Source organism: Streptomyces glaucosporus, assembly GCF_039533345.1.
Classification (GTDB): domain Bacteria; phylum Actinomycetota; class Actinomycetes; order Streptomycetales; family Streptomycetaceae; genus Streptomyces; species Streptomyces glaucosporus.
The window spans coordinates 55,218-77,193 of sequence record NZ_BAAATJ010000016.1 but is presented as its reverse complement, the minus strand read 5'-3'; the positions used below and the strand labels follow the sequence as shown (position 1 = coordinate 77,193).

Here is a 21,976-nt window from a genome sequence, read left to right as displayed (position 1 = left end):
GTCCGCGGCCCCTCCCCGGTGCTCCCCCGGGGAGGGGCCGCGGCACGGTTTCGGGGCTCAGGGCCGGGGAGCCGCGGTGTCCGCAGTGTCCGTGGTGTCCGTGAGGGTCCAGCGCTGGTTCGGGCCGGAGTTCGGCGGCCAGGAGCCGACGGGGGCGCCGTCGTGCGTCGCCTGCCCGCCGACCTCCAGCAGACCGCCCGTGGCGGCGTTGACGAACGTCCAGGACCCGTCGCCGGTCGTGGACATGATCCACTGGGCGGCGGGGTCGCGACGCCGGCCGTCCACCGGCACCACCGAGCCGCCGCGGACGGCCAGGCGCCGGCCGTCCACCGCACCGAAGATCGTGTACCGCCGGCGGCTGTCACCGGCCCCGGCGCTCCCGGGGACCGGCTCCAGGCGCCAGGACTGGCCGGTGCGGGACGGGTCCGCGGCACGGATCACCACACCGTCCCCGCCGTCGGAGACGGTGAGCGCCTTTCCGCTCTGCACGCCCTCCAGCCGGTAGGCGTGCCCCTTCCGCACCGCCGCTGCGTCCTCCGCCGCCCCGGAGACGCCCTCGACGAGGAAGGTGGTCACGGACTCGGCCGGCACGGCGACCGAGGCGCCGCGCCCTTCGACGCGGACGGGGGCGTGCCGCACCAGCGGGCCGTCGGCGCTGGTCACCACCGGGGTCACCGTGGCGTCCCGCGCGACGCGGCCGAACTTCGACAGGTCGAGGACGACCGTCCTGGGCGCCGGGGAGTCGTTGACGTGGACGACCGTCGCGCCCCTTTCGCCGACCGCCGCGACGCTGGAGGTGTCGTCGACCTTCACCAGCCGGTCGCCGGGGCGGATGTGGTGGGTGAAGTTCCTGGCCGTGTCGAACTTGGTGTTGGTGCGGACCGGGCAGGTCTCCAGGGTGTCCTCGGCGGTGCAGTCGAAGGGGACCTGGATGCTTCCCCAGTTGCCGCCCTGCGGGGACTCGCCCCCCGGCTTCATGTTGTCGTAGTCCTCGACGGGCTGCCAGAACACCCAGGCGGAGGGCTCCAGTTCGCGCAGGTCGTCGACGATGTGCCGGGCCAGGCCCAGCCCGGGCGCCATGGACTCGAAGTCCTGTCCGCCGCCCCAGCCGCCCTCCACCTCGCTCATCCACAGCGGCTTGCCGGCGGCCTTGGCCAGGTCGCGGACGGTGGTGCGGCCGGCGGTGCCGTAGGTGTGGACGTTCAGCTGCGCGACCTTCCCGCGCACGTCGGCCGGGTAGGACTCCCAGTTGCGGGCGAAGGTGGCGGGGTTGGTCTCGTCCATCGCGGAGATCACGGCGTCGGTGCGGGCCCCCTCCAGTTCCGCGGCCAGCGCCCGGATGACGCGCTGCTGGAGCCCGGGGCCCATGTGCGCGCCCTCCTGCCGTCCGCCGACGGGTTCCCCGTCGGGCCCCAGGCGCGTGCTCCAGTAGGGGGTGTTGGGCTCGTTGAACGGGTCGAGGGTGTCGACGTCGATGCCGTGCGCCTCCTCCAGCCGCTCGACCGCCCCCACCAGATAGGCGGCGAAGTCGCCGACGGAGTCCTCCCTGAGCTGGTCCGCGTTCGGATCGAAGCCGCCGGAGACGTATCCGCCGGCGGTCATGAACCACGGAGGCGAGTTGGAGAACGCCTCCCAGCGGTCGACCTCGTCCTTGACGCGGTCCACCCACCAGCGCTGGGTGCGGTCCGCGCCGGGGTTCCAGTCGGCCGGGTCGTCGGCGCTCCACCAGCCGGTGTCCTCGCGGGTGGTGCCCTCCGGGGCCCGCCACCAGCCCTCCACGGCGCCCCCGGCGCGCAGGTAGTCCCTCACGTCGGGGGCGTTGCCGCCGCCGATGTTGTAGCGGGCGATGTTCAGGGCCAGACCGTCGTCGCCGAAGACCAGGTCGGCGAGTCTGTCGCGGATCTCGTCCGGGTAGTCGCCGGTGGCGTTGGCGAACCACGCCAGGCTGGTGCCCCAGCCCTCGAACTCCGGCTGCCGGTAGGACGGGTCGGGGGTGACCGTGACGGCCGCGGCCGGCTCGGCCGCGGCCCGGGGCACTGGGCCGGCGGCGAGGGCGGCTCCCGCGGCGAGGGCGCCGGCGCCCAGACAGGCGGTCAGGCGCCGGAGCGTGCCGGGTCTTCTCATGTTCGTCCTCTCGTTCTCGTCGTGCCGGACATGCCGTCGTGCCGGGTGTGCCGGGTGTGCCGGACGTGCCGCCGGGCGGAGCCGGTCACCGGCGGCGGATCACCGGCTCCCCTCCCCGGTCTCCTCGCCTTCCCCGGCCCCCTCGCCCTCCTCGGCTCCTCCGGCCGGGGACGCGGCCCGGCGCAGAACGGCGACGCCGCGCGGGGCGAGGACGAGCACACCGTCCGCGCCGCCCTCCGTCCGGCCCGCCAGCACCTCCCCGGTGACGCCGGGCAACTCGACCGTCTCGTCGGTGCGGTTCACCAGGAACCAGTACGCGGCCCCACCGCCCTCGCGCACCGCCAGCTCCACCCGGCCGCGGACGCCGGAGGGCAGTTCGCCGGCGATCCCCGCGGCGTCCAGCAGCCGGGCCAGGACGCCGGTCAGACCGTCCGCGCCCAGCCGGGTCGACACGTACGCGGCCGAGCCGCCGCCCACCCGGCGGCGGGTGATCGCGGGCCGCCCGGCCTGGTCGCCCGTGCGGTAGGAGGCGAGGACCTCGACGGCGGGGTCGGTGAGGGTGATCCGGTCCGTCCACAGCGTCCCGGTGGCGCCGTCGTCCAGTGCGACGCCCTCGCCGTCGTCCAGGGGGGCGAACTCCTCGACGCGGATGCCCAGCAGGTCCCGCAGCGGCCCCGGGTAGCCGCCGAGCCAGACGTGGTCGTTCTCGTCGACGATGCCCGAGAAGTACGTGGTGACCAGGTGCCCGCCGCCCTCGACGTAACCGGTGAGCTTCCTGGCCAGCTCTCCGGGCACCATGTGGAGCACGGGCGCGACGACGAGCCCGTAGCCGTCCAGTTCCGTGCCGGCGGGGACGACGTCCGCCCGCACGCCCAGGGCGAGGAACGCCGAGTACCAGTCGAGGGCCTCCTGCCGGTAGCGGAGCCGGGAGGTGGGGTGGGAGTCCTGCTCGCAGGCCCACCACGACTCCCAGTCGAAGAGGATCGCCGCCGGCGCGGGGGCGCGCTCCGAGCCCGCCACGGGGGCCAGGTCGCGCAGGACGCGCCCGAGGCCGGTCACGGAGCGGAACACGTCGCTGTCGGGGCCGGCGTGCGGGACCATCGCCGAGTGGTACTTCTCGGCGCCCGCCGCCGACTGCCGCCACTGGAAGAAGCAGACCGCGTCGGCGCCGTGCGCCACGTGCAGCAGCGAGTCGCGGGCCAGCTCCCCGTCGCGCTTGGCGCGGTTGACCGGCTGCCAGTTGACGGCGCTGGTGGAGTGCTCCATGAGGAACCACGGCCGTCCGCCCGCGATGTTGCCCGTGAGGTTCGCCGAGAACGACAGCTCGTCCAGGGCCTGGGGCCCGGGGACCACGTAGTGGTCGTTGGAGACGAAGTCCACCTCGCGGGCCCAGTCGGCGTAGTTCATGCCCCGGGTCCCGCCCATCACCATGAAGTTGGTGGTCACCGGCACGCCGGGGGCGATGCGCCGCAGCACGTCGCGCTCGGCCCGCAGGTGGTCCCTGAGCGCGTCGGAGGAGAAGCGCTTGAAGTCGAGCTGCTGGGTGGGGTTGAGGTGCGAGGCGGCCAGCCGGGGCGGCAGGATCTGCTCCCAGTCGGTGTACCGCTGGGACCAGAACGCCGTCCCCCAGGCGTGGTTGAGCGCCTCCAGGGTGCCGTAGCGGGAGCGCAGCCACGCCCGGAAGGCGCGGGCGGCGTCGTCGGAGTGGTCGTAGACGTTGTGGCAGCCCAGCTCGTTGTTCACGTGCCAGGCCACCAGCGCGGGGTGGTCGCGGTAGCGCTCGGCCAGCGCGGCGACCAGGCGCAGCGCGTACTCGCGGAAGACCGGCGAGGTGGGGCGCCAGTGCTGGCGGGCGCCGGGCCACACGGTCTCGCCCGACCGGGTGACGGGCAGGACCTCGGGGTGGGCCGCGGTCAGCCACGGGGGAGGGGAGGCGGTCGCGGTGGCCAGGTCGACGGCGATGCCGCCCGCGTGGAGGAGGTCCATCACCTCGTCCAGCCAGCCGAAGTCCCACACGTCCTCGGCCGGCTGGATGCGGGCCCAGGAGAAGATCGCCAGCGAGACGACGGTGACGCCCGCCTCGCGCATCAGCCGGACGTCCTCGTCCCACACCTCGCGGGGCCACTGGTCGGGGTTGTAGTCGGCGCCGTAGGCGAGCCCCGGGGTGCCGCCGCCGTCCGTTTGGCGCAGCATCGGGGGCAGTGAGGGGCGGGGCATGGTCGCTCCTTGCGGGGAGGGGGCGGTACGGGGCGCGGCGGGGTCCGGGCGGGAGGGGCGGAGGGGCTCACTCGACGACGGTGAAGCCCTGCTCCCTGCCGTACTCGACGGAGGAGCGCCGCCACTCCTCCAGCCCCTCGGTCAGCGGCCTGCCGGAGACGTAGGACGCGCCGACGGTGTCGTTGAAGACGGAGTTCGCATAGACCTGGTAGGGCAGGTAGTCCCAGCCCTCGGAGACGTTCGCCGAGGACTCGGCGAAGATCCGGTTGGCCTTCTGCCCGCCGAAGTACTCGAACTCGGTGTCCAGGAACTCCTCGGACTCCAGGTCCTCCGTGGTCGCGGGGAAGGCCCCGGCCTCGACGCGGGCCCGTACGCCCTCGCCCGTGGTGGCGTACCGGGCGAAGGCGTAGGCCAGGGCTTCGTTCCCGCCCGCCTTGGGCAGCGCCAGCCCGCTGCCGCCGTTCTCCGCGCTGTCGGAGGCGCCCTCCCGCCACTGGGGGAGGGGCGCCACCCGCCAGGAGCCGGAGGCCTTCGGCACCCCGGACTCGAAGTTGGCGGGCATCCAGGCGCCGGCGGCCAGCGTGGCGATGGTGCCGTCGGCCAGCCCCCGGTACCACTCGTCGCTCCAGGAGGTCACGGGCGCCAGGAGGTCCTCGTCGAGCAGTTCCTGCCAGGTCCGGGCGTAGGCCCGGGACCCCTCGTCGGAGAAGTCGACCGCCACCTCGGTGCCGTCGGTGCGGTAGGGGCGTCCGCCGGCCTGCCAGATGAGGCTGGTGGTCAGCCCGGGGTCCCCGGTGTCGTTGGTGATGTACACGTCCGGGTCGGCCCTGTGCAGGGCGCGTGCCGCGTCCACGTACTCGTCCCAGGTGGTGGGCACGTCGACGCCGTGCTCGTCGAAGACGTCCTTGTTGTAGTACAGCGCCATGGGGCCGGAGTCCATGGGCAGGGCGTGGACGCCGTCGAAGGCCCGGACGGCGTTCCACGGGCCGGGGGCGAAGGTGCCCTCCAGTTCGTCCGCGCCGAGGGGGGAGAGGTCGTGGACCTCCCGGGTGAGGGCGAACTGCCCCAGGGCGAAGTACTCGACCTGCGCCACGTCGGGCGCTCCGGAGCCGGCCGAGACGGCGTTCTGCAGAGCGGTGTAGTGGTCGTTGCCGGAACCGGCGTTGACCAGTTCGACGTCGACCTCCGGGTACTTCTCCTCGAAGTCGGCGACGACCTGCTTCAGGGTGGGCTCCCACGCCCACACGGTGATCGAGCCGCCCTCCTCCAGGGCCGCCCGGACGTCGGAGGCGGAGAGCCCTTCGAGGGACTCGTCCGCGCTGTCCGGGCCTCCGCACGCCGCCGCGCCGAGGACGGCGGCGCACAGCAGTCCCAGACCGCGCGTCAGGCGGCGCGTCCCGATGGTCATGGAGTCGTCCTCACTTCGTCGTGTCGGAGGGGGAACCGGGGAGGGGAGGGCCGGGCGCTCACTCCTTGACGCTCCCGGCGGCCAGTCCCGACCGCCAGTGGCGCTGGAGCAGCAGGAAGGCGGCGATCAGCGGGACGACGGTGAGCAGCGAGCCGGTGATCACCAGGTCGAAGACCGCCTCGCCGCCGGCCGTCGACGCCTGGGCGTTCCAGGTGTCCAGGCCCAGCGTCAGCGGGTACCAGTCGGGATCCTTGATCATGATCAGCGGCAGGAAGTAGTTGTTCCAGGTCGCGACCATGGTGAACAGCGAGACCGTGACGATGCCGGGCCCCAGCAGCGGCAGGGCCACACGGAAGAAGGTGAGCACCTCGCCCGCCCCGTCGATGCGGGCGGCCTCCAGCAGTTCCGCGGGGACCGCCTCGCCGGTGAAGACCCACATCAGGTACAGGCCGAAGGGGGAGACCAGCGAGGGCACGATCACCGCCCAGGGGGTGTTGGTCAGGCCCAGTTCGCTGAACATCAGGAAGGTGGGGACGGCCAGGGCGGTGCCCGGCACCGCGACGGCTCCGACGACCACGGCGAGGACCGCGCGCCTGCCGGGGAAGTCGAACTTCGCCAGCCCGTAGCCGCCCAGGACCGCCAGGAGCGTCGCGCCGCCCGCGCCCAGCACGACGTACAGGACCGTGTTGAGCAGCCAGCGCACGAAGACGCCGTCGTCGTAGGTCAGCGTCCGCGTGATGTTCTCCCAGAGGGCGAAGTCCTCGGCGAACCACAGCCCGAAGGAGTCGAACAGGCCCTCCTGGGTCTTGGTGGCGCTGACGGCCAGCCACACCAGCGGGAGCAGGGAGTAGAGGAGCACCAGGCCGGTGAGCGCCGTGAGGGTGGCGCTGCGGCGCGGATGGCCGGCCGAGTGGCGCCGGCGCGGTGGCCGCGGCCGTGCGGGGGAGCGGCCGCCGGGGGCGGGCCGGCCGGTGGACGGGGTGGTGGCCGGAGCGCTCATCGCGCCTCACGCCTCCTTCCGCATGCCGCGCAGCTGCACGGCGTAGGCGACGGCCATCGTGATCAGGCCCATGACGACCGCGACGGTCGCCGCGTAGCCGTGCTGGAGTCCGGAGAAGGACAGCGAGTAGGTGTAGAGGTTGGGCGTGTAGTCGGTGGTGACGGCGTTGGGCGCCAGGTTCCGCAGGATGTTCGGCTCGTTGAAGAGCTGGAAGCTGCCGATGACCGAGAAGACGGCCGCGATCGCCAGGGCGCCGCGGAGGGCGGGGAGCTTGACGGCGGTGATGACGCGGAACTGCCCGGCCCCGTCGATCTCCGCGGCCTCGTAGAGGGAGCGCGGCACCACCCGCAGCGCGGAGTAGAGGATGAGCATGTTGTAGCCCGTGAACTCCCAAGTCACGATGTTGCCGATCGAGGCCAGGACCAGATCGGGGGAGAGGGGGTCGGGCAGGGAGACGTCCAGGGCCTGGCCGAGGTCGCCGAGCAGTCCGATGCGGGTGCCGTACATGAAGCCCCACATCAGGGCGGCGACCACGGCGGGAACGGCGTACGGCAGGAACACCGCCATCCGGAAGAAGTTCTTCCCGTACAGCCGTCCGCTGTCGACGGCCAGGGCCACCAGAAGCGCGATGCCCAGCATGACCGGCACCTGGACGGCCAGGAACAGCGCCACCCGGCCCAGTCCCTCCCAGAACCGGGGGTCCTCCAGGGCCCGCCGGTAGTTCTCCAGGCCCACGAAGACGGTGCCGCCGATCATCCGCTGCCGGAACAGGCTCAGGTGGAGGGAGTAGGCGATCGGGGCCAGGAACACCAGACCGAAGACGGCGAGGAAGGGCCCGGTGAAGCCCCACCCGGCCCAGGCGCGCCGGTCGCGGCGCCTGCGCGGCGGGGCCGGGGGATCCGCCGTCGGAGGCGGTGACGTCGTCGTCATGCTCGCTCCTCGTCCCTCGTTCCGCTCGGTGCCACGACGGGGTACGGACAGGAATGTTTGCGTAAACATCCCCCGTCGGGAAGAGGGGGAAGCAGAAATGTTTACGCAAACATCGATGGGCGCGATGTCTACACTGCACCGTTGGGAGGGTCAGGGGCCGTGAACGGGTCCCCGGCCCGGGACGAGAGGGCGCAGCGGCACATGGACGGCATCGTGGACACCCCGCACCGGGACGGCGGGCGGGCGACCCCGCCCGGGGCCGCCCCGGCGCGGCCGAAGCGGGGCGCGTCCATGGCGGACGTCGCCCGCCTGGCCGGTGTGTCCGCGCAGACCGTCTCCCGCGTCTCCAACGGCTACCCCGGCGTCACCGAGACGACGCGGCAGCAGGTGCTCGCCGCCATGCGGAAGCTCGGCTACCGGCCCAACAGCGCCGCGCGCGCCCTCAAACGGGGCGAGTTCCGCACCATCGGCGTCATCCTCTTCACCCTCTCGACCACCGGCAACGTGCGCACCCTGGAGGCCATCGCCGCATCGGCGGCCCGGGAGGGGTACGCCGTCACGCTGCTGCCGGTGGCCGTGCCGACCCAGGACGAGGTGCGCGGCGCCTTCACGCGGCTGGGCGAACTCGCGGTGGACGCCGTCATCGTCATCATGGAGGTCCACCTCCTGGACGCCGCCACGGTGTCCCTTCCGCCCAGCACACAGGTCGTCGTGGCCGACTCGGACGCCGGGGACCGCTACAGCGTGGTCGACACCGACCAGGCGGGCGGCACCCGCGCGGCCGTGCGGCACCTCCTCGACCTCGGTCACCGCACCGTGTGGCACCTCGCCGGCCCGGAGGAGTCGTTCGCGGCGCAGCGGCGCGCCGACGCCTGGCGGGCCACCCTGGAGGAGGCCGGACGCGAGGTGCCGGAGGCGGTGCGGGGCGACTGGTCCGCCGAGTCCGGGTACCGCGCCGGACTGCGGATCGCGGAGGAGCCCGGCTGCACCGCCGTCTTCGCGGCCAACGACCAGATGGCACTGGGCCTGCTGCGCGCGCTCCACGAGAAGGGCAGGGCCGTGCCGGACGACGTCAGCGTGATCGGCTTCGACGACATACCGGAGGCGGGGTCGTTCATGCCCCCGCTCACCACCGTCCACCAGGACTTCGCCGAGGTCGGCCGGCTCTGCGTCCAGGGGGTGCTGCGGCAGATCCGCGGCGAGTCGGCCGAGCGGGGGACGACGCTCGTCCCGACGCGCCTGGTGGTGAGGCGCTCCACCGCCCCGCCCCCCACGGGGTGACGCCCGCCCCCGCGCCCGGCGTCAGCCGCCGTCGCCGGCCCCGGCGTCCACGTCGTACCAGTCGTCGGCCAGCAGCCCGGCGTGCGAGGGCTGCACCCCGACCTGCACGGTTCCGTCAGCGGTGACGAACCGCAGATGGGCCGCGAGCGTCCGGCTCCGCCCGTCGGGGGAGACGCAGACCGACTCCGGTTCCAGGTAGACGTACTTGCCCGGCTGGATCCAGCTCCGGCGCGCCATGCGGCGGCCGGCCCTCAGTAACTCCAACGCTGCGGAGAAGTCCATGCCCCGAGCGTAGTGGGCAGCCCGGAAGGGGCTTGAAGAGGCAAAAGCGCATGTGCTATGACCTCCCCCGCCGGACGCTGTGGTGTACCGCTGCGGCGGCGCGGGGAGCGCAGGCGCTACAGGGGGGGGAGCGGACATGGACGCGCGGCACGAGGGCGTGCTGAAGGGACCGGCGCGGAATCCGGCGGCCCGGACGGAGTGCTGCCGCGGATGCTGAACCCCGGCGTCGCGTCGCCCGCGCTCCGGTTCTGGACCGCCGGCCGGCCGAACCTGCCGCCGGACGTGGCCGATGCGATCGTCGCCCACCCCGGGCACCGGGTGCGCGCCGCCCTCGCGGAGCGCTGGAGCGCCGGCGCCGCCCGGCACGACCCCGGCGCGTCCCCCGGACCGGTGAACCGCCCCGGCCGTGCCCCGGATCCGCCGGTGCGCAACGCCGCCGCGGCCGACCCGCGGCTGCCCGCGGAGCGGATCCGCGAACCGCTCGCCGGCCCGGACGCCGCCGGACACGCGGCCGCGAACCCGTCCCCGCCGCCCGGGGACATGCACGCCCTGCTCGACGACGCGGGCGTCCCGTACGGTCCCGCCTCGCCCGGTGTCGCCTTCTTCGCCGAGGTGGTGGTCACCGGCACGGTGCGCGGCGCCCACGCCGACTGCTCACCCGAGGAGGTCGCCGAGCTGCTGGGCGGCGACGCCGTCGAGGTCCGCGACGAGCGGCAGCTGACCCTCGGCTACGACCTGGCCGAGTTCTTCTGGCAGCGGCACGGGCGCGGCGAACCCTGGCAGGGCACGCACTTCACCGTGCAGGCGCACCGGCTCCACACGCCGCTCCACATCGACGAGTTGCGCGCCGCGCTCGACCGGCAGGGCCTCCCCCTGGCGGACCTGGGCCCGGACGGACTGGGGTGCCGGCGGTTCGAACGGGCCGACAGCCGGGTGGTCGTGACGGCCGACGAGGAGACGGGGAGGGTGCTCGCGATCTCGGCCCCCGGCGGACCCGGCGCGGCGGCCGGGGGCGCGGGAGATTCCGCACGGTCGGCCAAGCAGGCGCTGCGGCACCTGCTGCACGCCTCCGAGGAGGAACGGCGGCGCTGGGTCCGGCGCCGCCGTCCCGCCGACGGCACCGCGCCGAACTGGTGGCTCCACCTCTGCCACCAGTGCGAGATCCAGGTCCGGGACCGCGCCGGGGCCCGTGCCGAGTGGGCGCGGCTCCTGGTCCGGCTGATCCGGCACGGGGAGGAGACGGGCGACTTCGACCGCGCGGAGACCGCCTGCCGGCTCGCCCGGAAGGCGACCGAACTGCGGGTCCGGGGCCTGGCGGACGAGGTGGCCGGAGCCCTGCCGTCCGCCGACGACCTCGTCCGGGAGTGCCTGGCGGCCATGCCCGTCCCGCGGGAGGACGTACCGACCCGCGACACCGTCGAATTCGCGCGGGAGAACCTCGGTGCCATGCGGATCTCCCGGCAAGCCCGCAACCTGGTGGCCGCCGCGCTGCCGCACCTGGAGCGGGTCCGCGACCCCGGCCTGCGGGCGGAGCTGACCGCGTGGGCGGAGATCCGGCGGCGGCTGTTCTGAACCCTCCGCACCGCCCGGAGCAGGTGGCCGCGTCCCCGGACGCGGTACGGCCGGCGTCGCTACGGTGGGGGAGTGATCGAGGACCGGGGCCCCCGGTGCGGTGGGGAGCCGGACCGGCCCCGCCGGAACCGGGGGCGCCGCGACGGGGAGGGTACGCCCATGAAGCACCGTGAGCAGGTCGTCGGCGTCGGAGCCGTCCTGGTGCGGTCCGACGGCGCCGTGCTGATCGGCCACCGGATCAAGCGGGGGGAGACGCCCTCCTGGTGCCTGCCCGGCGGGCACGTCGAGGCGGGGGAGACCTTCGAGGCCGCCGCCGTACGGGAGATCGCCGAGGAGAGCGGCATCCGGGAGGTGACGGGGGCGCGGGTGTTCGCCGTCGCGCTCCACACCGGCGCGGACCGGACCCTGCTGACCGCGGGTGTGGTGGCGCGGCCGGCGGACACGGACGCCGAGGCGGCCGTCCTGGAGCCCGAGGTCTTCGACCGCTGGATGTGGGCACGGCCCGGGGCGCTTCCCGCTCCGCTGTTCCCCCCGAGCGCGGCCCTGCTCGCCGCCTGGCGGGCGGAGCCCGCACCCGGCGGCTGGACGGTGTACCCGGTGGCCGGTGCCGGGGGGACGAGCGACTACGGCTTGCGGCCGACCCCGCAGTAGGCGTCCACCGGGCGCGGGGTGCCGGTACCGGGCTCGGGGCGCCAGTGGGTGCAGGGCACGACGCCCGGCTCCAGCACCTCCAGCCCCTCGAAGGCCCGCTCCATCTGCTCCGGGGTCCGCACGTGGTAGGCGTCGGTGTCGCTGTCGTTGTAGCGCTCCTGCGCGTCGACCATCGACGCGCTGGTGCTGGTGCCGTCGTAGTGCACGAGATAGCTCCCGGACGGCAGGGCGCCCATCAGCCTCCGCATGACGGCCAGGGCCTCGCCGTGGTCGGCGATGTGCCCCATGACGCCCATCAGGATCAAAACGACGGGCCGGGTGAAGTCCAGTGTCTCCGCGGCGGCTCGGAGGATCGCGTCCGGGTCGCGGACGTCCGCGTGGAGGTAGTCGGTGGCGCCCTCGGGGGAGCTGGTGAGCAGGGCGCGGGCGTGCGTCAGGACCAGGGGGTCGTTGTCGACGTAGACGATCCGCGACTCGGGGGCGACGCGCTGGGCGATCTCGTGGGTGTTGTCGGCGGTGGGCAGGCCGGTGCCGATGTCGAGGAACTGCCGGACGCCCGCCTCACCGGCCAGGTGGCGGATGGCCCGGCCCAGGAACTCCCGGGAGGTGCGCGCCACGTCGGCCAGCCCCGGCGAGGCCTGGAGGATCGCGTCGCCGAGCTTCCGGTCCACGGGGTAGTTGTCCTTGCCGCCCAGCAGGTAGTTCCACACGCGGGCCGAGTGCGGCACGGTGGAGTCGATCGTGGGTGTGGGCCGGATGCCGTCCGTCATGGGTAATCCTCCTGCCACCTGGGGTGCCCGGTGTCGTCGATCACCGTAGTGCCGCGAGGACGCGCAGTCGGGTTTTCTCTTCAACTGTTTTTGCCATGGCGGACGTACGAGCGGCGGAATTCGGGCCTTCCGGGGAGCAGGCGCGCAGAACGCCCCCGCGACCCGCGGGCTGCCGGAGCCGCCGCGGGCACACCCGCCGCCGGGACCCGCGGGGCCGGGATCCGCTCGCGGGGGACGGATTCCGCCGGCCCGCCGCCCGCCGGCCCGCCGCCCGCCGGCCCGGGGCGCGAGCAGCCGTGCCGTGCGCCGTCGGCGGGGCCGGGTCCCGAAGCCCACCCCCCTTGTCCGGGTGTCCGGACGCCTCGTAGGGTGCCTTTCGGTAAGCGCTTTCTAGAGCCGTCGACCGCCGAGGAGCCCTCTCCATGCCCCCAGCCGCCCCACGCCTCCGCGCCGCCGTCGTCGGAACGGGTGCCATCGTCACCGGCGCCCACCTGCCCGCCCTGAGAGCCCATGCGGAGGAGGTGGAGCTGGTCGCCGCCGTCGACGTCTCCGCCGAGCGGCTCGACGCCTTCCGCGCCGCCGCCGGCGAGGAGGTCGCGGGGTACCCGGAGATGGCCGAGATGCTGGAGAAGGAGCGCCCCGACCTGGTGCTGATCGGCACACCCCCCTCGCTCCACCGCGAGCAGGCGGTGGCCGCGCTGCGGGCGGGAGCCTGGGTGCTGTGCGAGAAGCCGCTGTGCCTCTCCCTCGCCGAGTACGACGAGATGGCCGCCGCGGAGAAGGAGGGCGGCCCGTACACCGCCACCGTCTTCCAGCACCGCTACGGCTCCGGCGCCGCCCACGCCCGCGAACTGCTCGCCTCCGGCGCGCTGGGCAGACCGCTCGTCGCGCACTGCCAGACCACCTGGTACCGCGACGGCGCCTACTACTCCGTTCCCTGGCGCGGCAGATGGGCCACCGAGGGCGGCGGCCCCACCATGGGCCACGGCATCCACCAGATGGACCTGCTGCTCCACCTGCTCGGCGACTGGACCGAGGTGCGCGCCATGGCCGGACGCCTGGTGCACGACGTGGAGAGCGAGGACGTCTCCACCGCGCTGGTGCGCTTCGCGAACGGCGCGCTGGCCACCGTCGTCAACAGCGTCCTCTCCCCGGACGAGGTCAGCCGCATCCGCATCGACTGCTCCGACGCCACCGTCGAGCTCACCCACCTGTACGGCTACGGCAACGACGACTGGGTCTACACCCCCGCCCCCCACGCCGCGGAGGACGCCGAGCGCGTCCGGGCCTGGCGCACCCCCGCCGCCGACCTGCCCAGCTCGCACACCGCCCAGCTCACGGGCGTGCTCGCCGCGATGCGCGAGGGCGTCCGCCCGCCCGGCAGCGGCCACGACGCCCGCCGGACCCTGGAGTTCGCCGCGGCCCTGTACAAGGCGGCCTTCACGGGCCTGCCGGTGCGCGCGGGCGAGATCGTCCCCGGTGACCCGTACTACACCGCCATGCACGGGGACCACCCCGACTGGGCCCCGCGCGCCGCCGTGGAGGAGAGCCGATGAGCGCGCCGATCACCGTCACCCACGTCCACGGCGAGCGGATCTCGGTCGCCTCCGGCGGCGTCGAGCTGCTGGCCTACGTCTACCGGCCCGACCCGGAGGCGTTCGAGTCCCGCAAGCCCTACGCCCACCCGCTGCGCACCCTGGCCGGCAACACCGTCACCGGCTACCGGCCCAACGACCACCGCTGGCACAAGGGCCTGCAGATGACCGCCAGCCACCTCTCGGGGCAGAACTTCTGGGGCGGCAACTCCTATGTCCACGGCCGGGGCTACCTCCCGCTCCGCGACCGCGTCGGCTGGATGCGGCACGACGGCTTCGACACGGTCGACGCCCGCGAGGACCGGCTGTCCTTCACCGAGCACCTGACCTGGATCGAGAACGGCGGCGAGGAGTGGGCCCGCGAGACGCGCACCGTCGAGGTGCACTCCGTGGAACCCCGGGAGGGCGCCTGGGCGCTGGACTGGTCGATCCGACTGACCAACGTCCGCGCCGAACCGCTGCGCTTCGGCTCCCCCACCACCGCCGGGCGGGAGATGGCCGGCTACACCGGACTCCACTGGCGCGGCCCGCGCGACCTCACCGGCGGCGACGTCCTCGGCCCCGGGGGCCGCGGGGGGAAGGGCGAGGCCGGGGCCGCGGACATGATGGGCGTCCGGGCGCCGTGGCTGGCGTTCACCGGCGAGCACGACGGCACGGACGCGCACAGCACCCTGGTCTTCGCCCACGCCCCGGAGAACGACGGCGCCATCCACCCCTCCCACTGGTTCGTGCGCTCCGAGCCCACCCCGACCGTGGCGTTCTCCTGGGCGTTCTTCGAGGAGTTCGAGCTGCCGCCGGGGGAGGGGTTCGCCTACCGCTACCGCGTCGTCGTCGCGGACGGCGCCTGGGACCGCGAGCGGGTGGAGTCCTGGCTCGGGACGCACGGATGGTGAGCGGGGCGCCGAAGCCGCCCCCGGCCGCCCCCCTGCCGGGCGCGGTCGGCCTGTCCCACATCGGCGCCTACGACTGGGAGGCCGCCGACGGGGCGTGCGGCGGCAGCCCGCACGTCCATCTGGCGTGCACCGAGGCGTACGTCGTCACCGCCGGGCGCGGGGCCGTGCAGACGCTGACGCCCGAGGGGTACCGGGAGACGGACCTCGCGCCCGGCTCGCTGGTCTGGTTCACCCCCGGCACCGTGCACCGCATGGTCCAGCGCGACGGGCTGAGGGTCACGGTGCTGATGGAGAACGGCGGCCTCCCCGAGGCCGGGGACGCCGTCCTCACCTTCCCGCCGTCCGTCCTGGCCGACCCCGGGAAGTACGCCGCGGCGGCGGCCCTGCCCGCGGGGGAGGGGCCGGAGGCGGAGGAGGCCGCCCGGCGCCGCCGGGACCTGGCCGTCGAGGGCTACCTGGAGCTGCGGGCCGCCCTCCTGGAGGGCGACGCCCGGCCCCTGCTGGAGTTCCACCGGGCGGCGGCCCGGCTCGTCGCGCCGAGGGTGTCCGGCTGGGAGCGCCTGTGGCGGACCGGGGCCCTCGCCGCGGCCGAGCGCACCGGCGCACGCCTGGCCGCCCTCGCGGCGGGCGACGCCGCGCACCTGGCCGGGGCCCGGGTGGAGGCCGCGGTCCCGGCCCGGCGCGGCGGCTACGGGATGTGCGGACGCCGTGAGGAGTACGAGCTCCCCGGCGCCGCCCCGCCGCACCGCGAGGGGTGACCGGCCGGGTCCGGAGCCGTCCCGGCCGGCCATCCGCCGGACCGAGGCGTTCCGCTTAGGCTCCCCCCGTCTCCGGAAGGCCGCGGCGGTGCACTAATGTCGCGCTGCCGATCGGTTCTCGTGCGAACACGCGAATCTGGGAGCGCTCCCGGACGCTTCGCCGAGACCCTGGTCCGACAAGGAGACACGGATGAGCGAGTCCAGCGCCGAACCGGCCGCCGGCCCGGCCGGGGCCCCCGCCCCCGCGCCCCCGCCCCCACCCAGGGAGGCCGTACGGGCACGGCTGTCGGTCTGCCTGGTCTTCGCCGTCATGGGCTCGACGATGGGCGGCTGGTCGGCGCGCATCCCCGAGGTGCGCCGCGAGGTCGGGCTGGGGGAGGCGGCCTGGGGGCTGGCCACCACCGCCTCCGTCGTCGGCGACTTCATCGCCCTCGCCGTGGTGACCGTGCTGGTCGGACGGGTGAGCCTCCGTCTGCTGAGCCTGGCGGGCGCGGCCCTGATCCTGCTGAACGCCCCCCTGATGGGATCGGCCTCGGCCACGCCCGTGCTCCTGGCCGCCCTGGCGACCTGGGGCTTCGCCGCGAACCTGTTGTCCACGCCGATGAACGCCCAGGCGGCCGAGGTCGAACGCCGCTACGGGCGGCCGCTGCTGTCCACCTTCCACGCCTGCTTCAGCTTCGGCATGCTCGGCGGCGGCGTGCTGGGCACGCTCGCCGCCGCGACGGGGGTGACACCGGGCACCCAGATGGCCGTCAACAGCGCGGTGTTCGGCGCCCTGCTGGTGGTGGCGGGGCGCTGGCTGCCCGAGGAGGCGGACCGCCCGAAGGAGGAGAAGGGACGGCTGGCGGACCGGCTGCGGCGCCGCCTCACCCCGCAGCTCGCCCTGCTGGCCGCCATCGCCTTCCTGGACTCCTTCGCCGAGGGGGCGGCGGGCCAGTGGAGCGCCATCTACGCCGCCGACTTCCTGGGCACCGGGGAGGCCGTCGCCGCCGCGATCTACACCGGTCTCACCGCCGCCGCCGCGTTCACCCGGCTGGTGGGCGACCGGCTGACCGGACGGCTCGGCCACCGCTCGCTCCTGAGGCTGTCCCTGCTGACGACCGCCGCGGGAATGGGGATCGCGCTGGTGTGGCCGCATCCGGTGGTGGCGCTGATCGGTTTCGCGGTCTTCGGGGTGGGAAGCGCCTGCGTCCTGCCCACCGTCTTCGCGCTGGCGGGCCGGCAGCCCGGCCTCTCGTCCGGGGAGGGCGTGTCCGTCGCGGTCATCGGGCAGTGGCCGGGCCTGCTGCTGGCCGGTCCGCTCGTCGGCCTGCTCGCCGGGGCGTGGGACCTGCGGACCGCCCTGCTGACCCTGGTCGTCGCGGTGCTGGCGGCGGCCCTGCTGTCGGGCCGGGTCCGGCAGTGACCCGGCCGCCGGAGCCGTCGCGGCGGTCCCGGGCGGTCACGGGGGCGCCCGCGGCGGAGCACCCGCCGGAAACGTCTCCGCCACGCCCCCTCCACACCGCCGATCTACGCTGAGTGCCCGCCGGACACGGTGCGCCGCCCGCCGGCCGCGCCGCGGCGCGCGCCGCGGGACGGCCCCGGAAGCGGCGCACCACCGCGCCCGCCCCCGTGACCCCCCCTCCTCCCGCACAGGAGTCCGACATGGCCGCGCCCCAGGGCCCCCTCGACCACCGCTACCGCGGCGAGCACCCGGTCCGCACCCTCGCCTACCTCCTCCGCCCCGACCGGGGCCGTCTGGCGCTCGGTGTGCTCGCGTTCCTCGTCAAGCACAGCCCGACCTGGCTGATGCCCCTGATCACCGCGAACATCGTCGACATCGTCGTCCGGCACCGGCCGGTCTCCGGCCTGTGGCTCAACGCCGGCCTGCTGCTGCTCACCCTCGCCCTCAACTACCCCTTCCACCTGCTCTACGTCCGCTGCTGGTACGGCAGCGCGCGCCGGATGGGGAACCGGATGCGCTCCGCGCTCTGCCACCGCATGCAGCAGCTCTCCATCGGCTACCACTCGAAGGTCAGTGCCGGAGCGCTGCAGACCAAGGTGATCCGGGACGCGGAGAACGTCGAGACGTCCCTCCAGCAGACCGGCGACCAGGGCCTGTCGGCGCTGGCGATGCTCATCGGGGCGCTGACGGTGATCGGCGTGCGCACGCCCGCCTTCCTCCCGGTCTTCCTGCTGGTCGTCCCGGCCGCCTCCGCCCTGGTGATGTGGCTGCGGGGACGGCTGCGCGCGTACAACGAGTCGTTCCGGCAGGAGGTGGAGCACCTCTCCTCGCGGGTCAGCGAGATGACCACCCTGATCCCCATCACCCGCGCCCACGGCCTGGAGCACACCGCGCTGCGGCGGATGGACGGCACCCTGCGCCAGGTGCTGGCGGCCGGCCTGCGGCTGGACCGGCTCAACGGCCGGTTCGGCGCACTGGCCTGGATCCTGCTCAACGCCCTGGGCGTGGGCTGCCTGGCCGGCGCCGCGCTGGCCGCCTACCACGGATGGCTGGCCGTCACCCCCGGCGACGTGGTGATGCTCAGCGCCTACTTCTCCTCCCTCACCGCCGCCGTCACCACCCTGATGGGGCTCACCCCGCTGATCAGCAAGGGCCTGGAGTCGGTCCGCTCCGCCGGTGAGGTGCTCCAGGCCCCGGACCTGGAGCAGAACGCGGGCAAGACCGAGGTGACCGCCGTCCGCGGCCGGTTCGACTTCCAGGACGTCCGCCACGTCTACGACGACGCCGACCGCCACTCGGTGCGCGACTTCACCCTCACCGTCCACCCCGGCGAGACCGTCGCCCTGGTCGGCGCCTCGGGCGCGGGCAAGTCCACCGTCCTCGGCCTGGTGATCGGCTTCCTCAGACCCGCCTCGGGGCGCATCCTGCTGGACGGCGTCGACATGCAGGCCCTGGACCTGCGCAGCTACCGCCGCTTCCTGTCCGTCGTGCCGCAGGAGTCGATCCTCTTCGAGGGCACCGTCCGCGACAACGTCGCCTACGGCCTGACCGGCGTCGGCGACGAGGAGATCCGCGCCGCGCTCCGCGACGCCAACGCCCTGGAGTTCGTCGACCGGCTCCCGGCCGGCCTGGACACCGTCGTCGGGGAGCGCGGGGCGCGGCTGTCCGGGGGCCAGAAGCAGCGCCTGGCCATCGCCCGGGCCCTGATCCGCGACCCGCGGGTGCTGGTGCTGGACGAGGCGACCTCCGCGCTGGACTCCCACTCCGAGGCGATGATCCAGCAGGCCCTGGCCCGGCTGGTGCGGGGCCGCACCGTCTTCGTGGTGGCCCACCGGCTGTCCACCGTCCGCGGCGCCGACCGCATCGTGGTGATGGACGAGGGCCGGATCGCCGAGGTCGGCAGCCACGGGGAGCTGCTCCGCCGCGGCGGCCTCTACGCGCGGATGCAGGCCGTCCAGTCGGCCTGACGCCCCCCGGCCGGCCGGGCTCCCGGGCTCAGCGGGACCGGGCGCGGCGGACGCGCAGGACGTCGTGCGTGTGGGTGACGGTGATCCCGCCTTGGGGGTCGGAGCACTCGGCCAGGAGGTAGTCCGCCAGGTCCTGCCTGCTGGGCAGGGGGTCCCGGTCCCTCAGGGAGGGCACGTTCACCATGAGTTCGGCCACGTCGACGGCCTCGGCGAGGCCGGTGGCGCGGTAGCGGACGGGCAGGGTCTCCAGCAGGACGTCCCCGGCCGTGCCGCCGCCGTCCTCCGCCAGCCGCCCGGCCAGGCCGGAGAGGTCGAACCGGGCGGGGGTGAAGTGCCGCACCATCCGCATGCAGTCGTTCTCGGGGTTCTGGAGCACGACGACGAGTTCGCCGCCGGGCGCCACCCACCCCAGGAGGCGCCGCACGGTGGGCTCCCACTCCTCCTCCGGCAGGTAGTAGAGGACGTGCGAGCACAGCACCAGGTCGGGGCGCAGATCGAGGTCCAGCCGGTCGACGGGCTCGGGCAGCACGACGGCGTCGGGGCACCTTCGCCGGAGCGCCCGCCTCATGTGCCCGCTCGGCTCGACGGCGACGACGCGCTCGAAGTACCGGCCCACATGCCGGGTGGTCACGCCGTTCCCGGCGCCGACGTCGAGGAACAGGCCGCGCCGGGGGAGTCGTTCGACCAGTTCCGTCAGGTACTCGTGGGTCACGGCCTTCTCGTCCGTGCCGGCCAGGAACAGTTCGAAGGCCCTGCGGTAGTCCTCCCCGGACACCTCCATGATCCGGACCGGGGCCGAGGCGTTCGGCAGCGGTGCCATACCGGGACCTGCCCTTCCACTGGGAGACGTGAGCGGCCGCTGGGAGACGTGAGCGGCGCGGTGTGCGCGGCCCGGAGCTATCCGTGGCCGGGAGCCGGGGACGGCGACCCCCCGGGGGCCGTTCTGCGGAGCACCTCCTCCAGCCGGCGGCGCGTGTCGTCGCCGTACACGCCCTCCTCGTCGCCGCGGACGCCGTACCACTCCTGGAAACGGGCGACGGCCCGGGCGAGTTCGCCGCCGTAGCGGCCGTCGACGGCCCCGCCGGGGTAGATGTGCGGGATTCCCCGCAGCCGCTCCTGCAGCCTCGACACCTCCGGACCGCTGTCGCCCGGCCGCAGGACCCCTGGTTCGCCCGGCCGCGACGGCCCGGACGGGGAGCCGGACGCCTCCGGGGCGGGCGCCGCGGACGTGGCGGCCGCCCCGGAGGCGTCCGGGGACGGGACGTCCGGGGCCGGGGGAGTCTTCGCCGGCGGCTCCGGGGTGCGGGACGGGACCGGCGAGGAGGAGCCCGGGGAGGGCGCGGGCAGCCCGGCGGGCCTGCGGGGATCGACGGGCGTCAGGACGCCGGAGGCCAGCAGCAGGGCGGCCAGGGCGGTGCCGATCGCCCCCGTGGTCAGCAGCAGGACGCCGGTGCGCGGGCCGCGCCGCCCGTTCAGGAAGCCCGTGCCCGGGGCCGGTGGGCGGAACGTCGCCGCCGGATCGGGGCGGACCGCCATCTCCACCTCCTGTCTCCGTCCTCCACCCGCGCGGTCCCCGCGCGGGACGCATGGGCCCGGAAGCCCCGCACGGGCGCTTTCGGACCCGGGCCCGAAGCGCCGCGGACCGCGCCGCTGAGTGCGCGTCCGCTCACGGATCGTCCCCCGGAAGGACGATACTCGCTCACGGCCGTGCCGGAGCCTGTCGTGCGCGCAGCGGAGAAAGCCCTTTCCCGCCCGGCCGCGCCGGGACGGCGGCCGGGCGGGAAAGGGACGGGCGGACGGGGAGGTCAGACCGCGCCGCCGGACGCGTCCAGGTAGACCCACGCGCCGCCGTGCCGGGTGAACCTGCTGTGCTCCTCCAGCACTCCCTCGCGCCCCCGCTCGGTGTAGTGGGCGCGGAAGGCGACGGTGCCCTCGGTGTGGAAGGGGCTGCCGCCGGTGGTGGAGAGGACCTCCAGCCGCCGCCACCGCAGCGCGGGGTCCAGCTCCAGCTCTCCCGGCCGGGTGCCCGGATGCCAGGTGCGCAGCAGGTACTCCCGGTCGCGCACGGCGAAGGCGCTGTAGCGCGAGCGCATCAGCGCCTCGGCGGTGGGCGCGGAGGCCGGCCCCCGGTGGAACCGGGCGCAGCAGTCGGCGTAGGGCGCGGGCAGCCCGCAGGGGCAGGGCGCGGCGGGGCTGGAAGGGGAGGGGGCGGCGGGGCGCGGTCGGCGTCGGGACATGCCCCCATGGTGCCCGCCGCGCGGCGGGCCGCGCGGCGGGGGTGGGGCCGGGCCCCGCGGCCCTTATGCGGCCGCCGGGCCGGCGTCCTTCGTCGCGGCCAGTTGCACCAGGTAGTCGTGGCACCGGGCGGCGCGCCGCGAGTCCTCCTCCATGACCGTGCGGAAGAAGTCGGCGATCTCCGTCTTGCCGGCGTTCTCCGCGTCGCGGACGTACTGCCCGTAGTCGTGCCCGCCCTTCAGCGCGTGGTACTGCACCGAGATCAGGTCGTAGGCGACGTCGCTGAATCCCGTCTCTCCGGTCGCCATGTCCATCACCTCCGGATCGGCTCACTGGACCGTCCGGGGTTTCCACGGACGGCGCGGGGAAACAGCCTCCGGCGCGATCCGTGCGCCTCCCGTCCCGCCGCGGTCGCCGGTCGCCCGGACCGCCTGCCCCGCCGGGGCTGCGAGCGGGAGCCGCGCAGGCTCCGGGAGCAGCCGGTGGTGATGCAGGAGTGGATGCGCGTCACCGGCGCCCGGCCGGTCGTCGTCTTCGAGGGCCGCGAGGCCGCGGGCAAGGGCGGCGCCATCAAACGCGTCACCGAGCACCTCAACCCGCGGCCGGGCCGGGCCTGCCGCCCCGCCCGCTGCGGGAGACGCAGACCCACGTGCCCGACCACGCGGCCTCGCCGCCGGGGGCGGACGGGACGGAATGACCGGGAGCGCGGCCGTGGCGCGGACCGGGCCGCACTCCCGGCCCGCGCCCCGCACGCCCGGCGTACGGGGGTGCCGCCGGGCGCACGGGCCGCCGGGAACCGCCCGCTTTCCGCGGGCTCCGGGCACGCGGCGCGCGGCCTGGGCTCCGCCC

General features: G+C 74.9%; 19 protein-coding genes and 1 pseudogene. 9 read left to right on the top strand and 11 right to left on the bottom strand.

Translation table 11 applies throughout. The annotated features are described in order from the left end of the window. Positions 1 to 57: 57 nt before the first annotated feature. The 5 genes from ABD358_RS17635 to ABD358_RS17615 form a co-directional block, all read right to left on the bottom strand. Positions 58 to 2,124, bottom strand: a complete 2,067-nt coding sequence (locus ABD358_RS17635; protein WP_344632008.1) for an RICIN domain-containing protein — start codon at positions 2,122 to 2,124, stop codon at positions 58 to 60. Between the two features lie 99 nt (positions 2,125 to 2,223). Beyond that, a complete protein-coding gene (locus tag ABD358_RS17630) occupies positions 2,224 to 4,341 on the bottom strand; it encodes a beta-galactosidase (RefSeq protein ID WP_344632007.1) in 2,118 nt (705 codons plus the stop codon). Positions 4,342 to 4,408: 67 nt separating this feature from the next. Next, positions 4,409 to 5,749 (bottom strand): ABC transporter substrate-binding protein, encoded by a 1,341-nt coding sequence (locus ABD358_RS17625; RefSeq protein ID WP_344632006.1) that lies wholly within the window; start codon positions 5,747 to 5,749, stop codon positions 4,409 to 4,411. Between the two features lie 58 nt (positions 5,750 to 5,807). After that, on the bottom strand, positions 5,808 to 6,749 hold the full coding sequence (locus tag ABD358_RS17620; RefSeq protein WP_344632005.1) for a carbohydrate ABC transporter permease: 942 nt from the start codon (positions 6,747 to 6,749) through the stop codon (positions 5,808 to 5,810). 6 nt (positions 6,750 to 6,755) lie between these two features. After that, entirely contained in the window at positions 6,756 to 7,679 is a 924-nt protein-coding gene (locus tag ABD358_RS17615) for a carbohydrate ABC transporter permease (RefSeq protein WP_344632004.1), read from the bottom strand. Between the two features lie 201 nt (positions 7,680 to 7,880). On the opposite strand from ABD358_RS17615, the gene ABD358_RS17610 reads away from it, so the two are divergent. Then, the gene (locus ABD358_RS17610; RefSeq protein ID WP_425576364.1) at positions 7,881 to 8,960 is read left to right on the top strand and encodes a LacI family DNA-binding transcriptional regulator; all 1,080 of its coding nucleotides are present in this window, start codon (positions 7,881 to 7,883) and stop codon (positions 8,958 to 8,960) included. A 21-nt stretch (positions 8,961 to 8,981) separates the two neighbouring features. Here ABD358_RS17610 and ABD358_RS17605 read toward each other — a convergent pair whose 3' ends face one another. Further along, positions 8,982 to 9,242: a Thoeris anti-defense Tad2 family protein gene (locus tag ABD358_RS17605; RefSeq protein WP_344632003.1), complete on the bottom strand. Its 261-nt coding sequence runs from the start codon at positions 9,240 to 9,242 to the stop codon at positions 8,982 to 8,984. 210 nt (positions 9,243 to 9,452) lie between these two features. On the opposite strand from ABD358_RS17605, the gene ABD358_RS17600 reads away from it, so the two are divergent. Further along, positions 9,453 to 10,814, top strand: coding sequence for a hypothetical protein (locus tag ABD358_RS17600; RefSeq protein ID WP_344632002.1), 1,362 nt, complete (start codon positions 9,453 to 9,455; stop codon positions 10,812 to 10,814). Positions 10,815 to 10,973: 159 nt separating this feature from the next. After that, positions 10,974 to 11,465, top strand: a complete 492-nt coding sequence (locus tag ABD358_RS17595) for a nucleotide triphosphate diphosphatase NUDT15 (RefSeq protein ID WP_344632001.1) — start codon at positions 10,974 to 10,976, stop codon at positions 11,463 to 11,465. Here the strand turns inward: ABD358_RS17595 and ABD358_RS17590 are convergent. Continuing rightward, positions 11,438 to 12,235, bottom strand: a complete 798-nt coding sequence (locus tag ABD358_RS17590; protein WP_344632000.1) for an SAM-dependent methyltransferase — start codon at positions 12,233 to 12,235, stop codon at positions 11,438 to 11,440. The genes ABD358_RS17595 and ABD358_RS17590 overlap by 28 nt on opposite strands. A gap of 422 nt (positions 12,236 to 12,657) precedes the next feature. Between ABD358_RS17590 and ABD358_RS17585 the strand changes: the two genes are divergently transcribed. From ABD358_RS17585 to ABD358_RS17565, 5 genes are all read left to right on the top strand, one after another. Further along, positions 12,658 to 13,791: a Gfo/Idh/MocA family protein gene (locus tag ABD358_RS17585; RefSeq protein WP_344631999.1), complete on the top strand. Its 1,134-nt coding sequence runs from the start codon at positions 12,658 to 12,660 to the stop codon at positions 13,789 to 13,791. Beyond that, positions 13,788 to 14,723: a DUF6807 domain-containing protein gene (locus tag ABD358_RS17580; RefSeq protein WP_344631998.1), complete on the top strand. Its 936-nt coding sequence runs from the start codon at positions 13,788 to 13,790 to the stop codon at positions 14,721 to 14,723. The genes ABD358_RS17585 and ABD358_RS17580 overlap by 4 nt, the downstream gene beginning before the upstream one ends. Then, positions 14,717 to 15,481: a cupin domain-containing protein gene (locus ABD358_RS17575; protein WP_344631997.1), complete on the top strand. Its 765-nt coding sequence runs from the start codon at positions 14,717 to 14,719 to the stop codon at positions 15,479 to 15,481. Before ABD358_RS17580 ends, ABD358_RS17575 begins: the two co-directional genes overlap by 7 nt. 190 nt (positions 15,482 to 15,671) lie before the next feature. Continuing rightward, positions 15,672 to 16,886 (top strand): MFS transporter, encoded by a 1,215-nt coding sequence (locus ABD358_RS17570; protein ID WP_344631996.1) that lies wholly within the window; start codon positions 15,672 to 15,674, stop codon positions 16,884 to 16,886. Positions 16,887 to 17,125: 239 nt separating this feature from the next. After that, positions 17,126 to 18,892, top strand: coding sequence for an ABC transporter ATP-binding protein (locus ABD358_RS17565; RefSeq protein WP_344631995.1), 1,767 nt, complete (start codon positions 17,126 to 17,128; stop codon positions 18,890 to 18,892). A gap of 28 nt (positions 18,893 to 18,920) precedes the next feature. On the opposite strand, the gene ABD358_RS17560 is transcribed toward ABD358_RS17565, so the two are convergent. The 4 genes from ABD358_RS17560 to ABD358_RS17545 all read right to left on the bottom strand — a co-directional run bounded on the left by ABD358_RS17560 (position 18,921) and on the right by ABD358_RS17545 (position 21,435). Then, a complete protein-coding gene (locus ABD358_RS17560; RefSeq protein ID WP_344631994.1) occupies positions 18,921 to 19,712 on the bottom strand; it encodes a class I SAM-dependent methyltransferase in 792 nt (263 codons plus the stop codon). Positions 19,713 to 19,789: 77 nt separating this feature from the next. Beyond that, positions 19,790 to 20,428 (bottom strand): peptidoglycan-binding domain-containing protein, encoded by a 639-nt coding sequence (locus ABD358_RS17555; protein ID WP_344631993.1) that lies wholly within the window; start codon positions 20,426 to 20,428, stop codon positions 19,790 to 19,792. Positions 20,429 to 20,697: 269 nt separating this feature from the next. Further along, positions 20,698 to 21,129 (bottom strand): YchJ family protein, encoded by a 432-nt coding sequence (locus ABD358_RS17550; RefSeq protein WP_344631992.1) that lies wholly within the window; start codon positions 21,127 to 21,129, stop codon positions 20,698 to 20,700. A 63-nt stretch (positions 21,130 to 21,192) separates the two neighbouring features. Next, positions 21,193 to 21,435, bottom strand: coding sequence for an acyl carrier protein (locus ABD358_RS17545; protein ID WP_344631991.1), 243 nt, complete (start codon positions 21,433 to 21,435; stop codon positions 21,193 to 21,195). Between ABD358_RS17545 and ABD358_RS28450 the strand changes: the two are divergent. Next, positions 21,355 to 21,720: pseudogene (locus tag ABD358_RS28450) on the top strand (hypothetical protein); the annotation flags it as partial. The gene ABD358_RS17545 and the pseudogene ABD358_RS28450 sit on opposite strands and share 81 nt — an antisense overlap. Positions 21,721 to 21,976 lie beyond the last annotated feature (256 nt).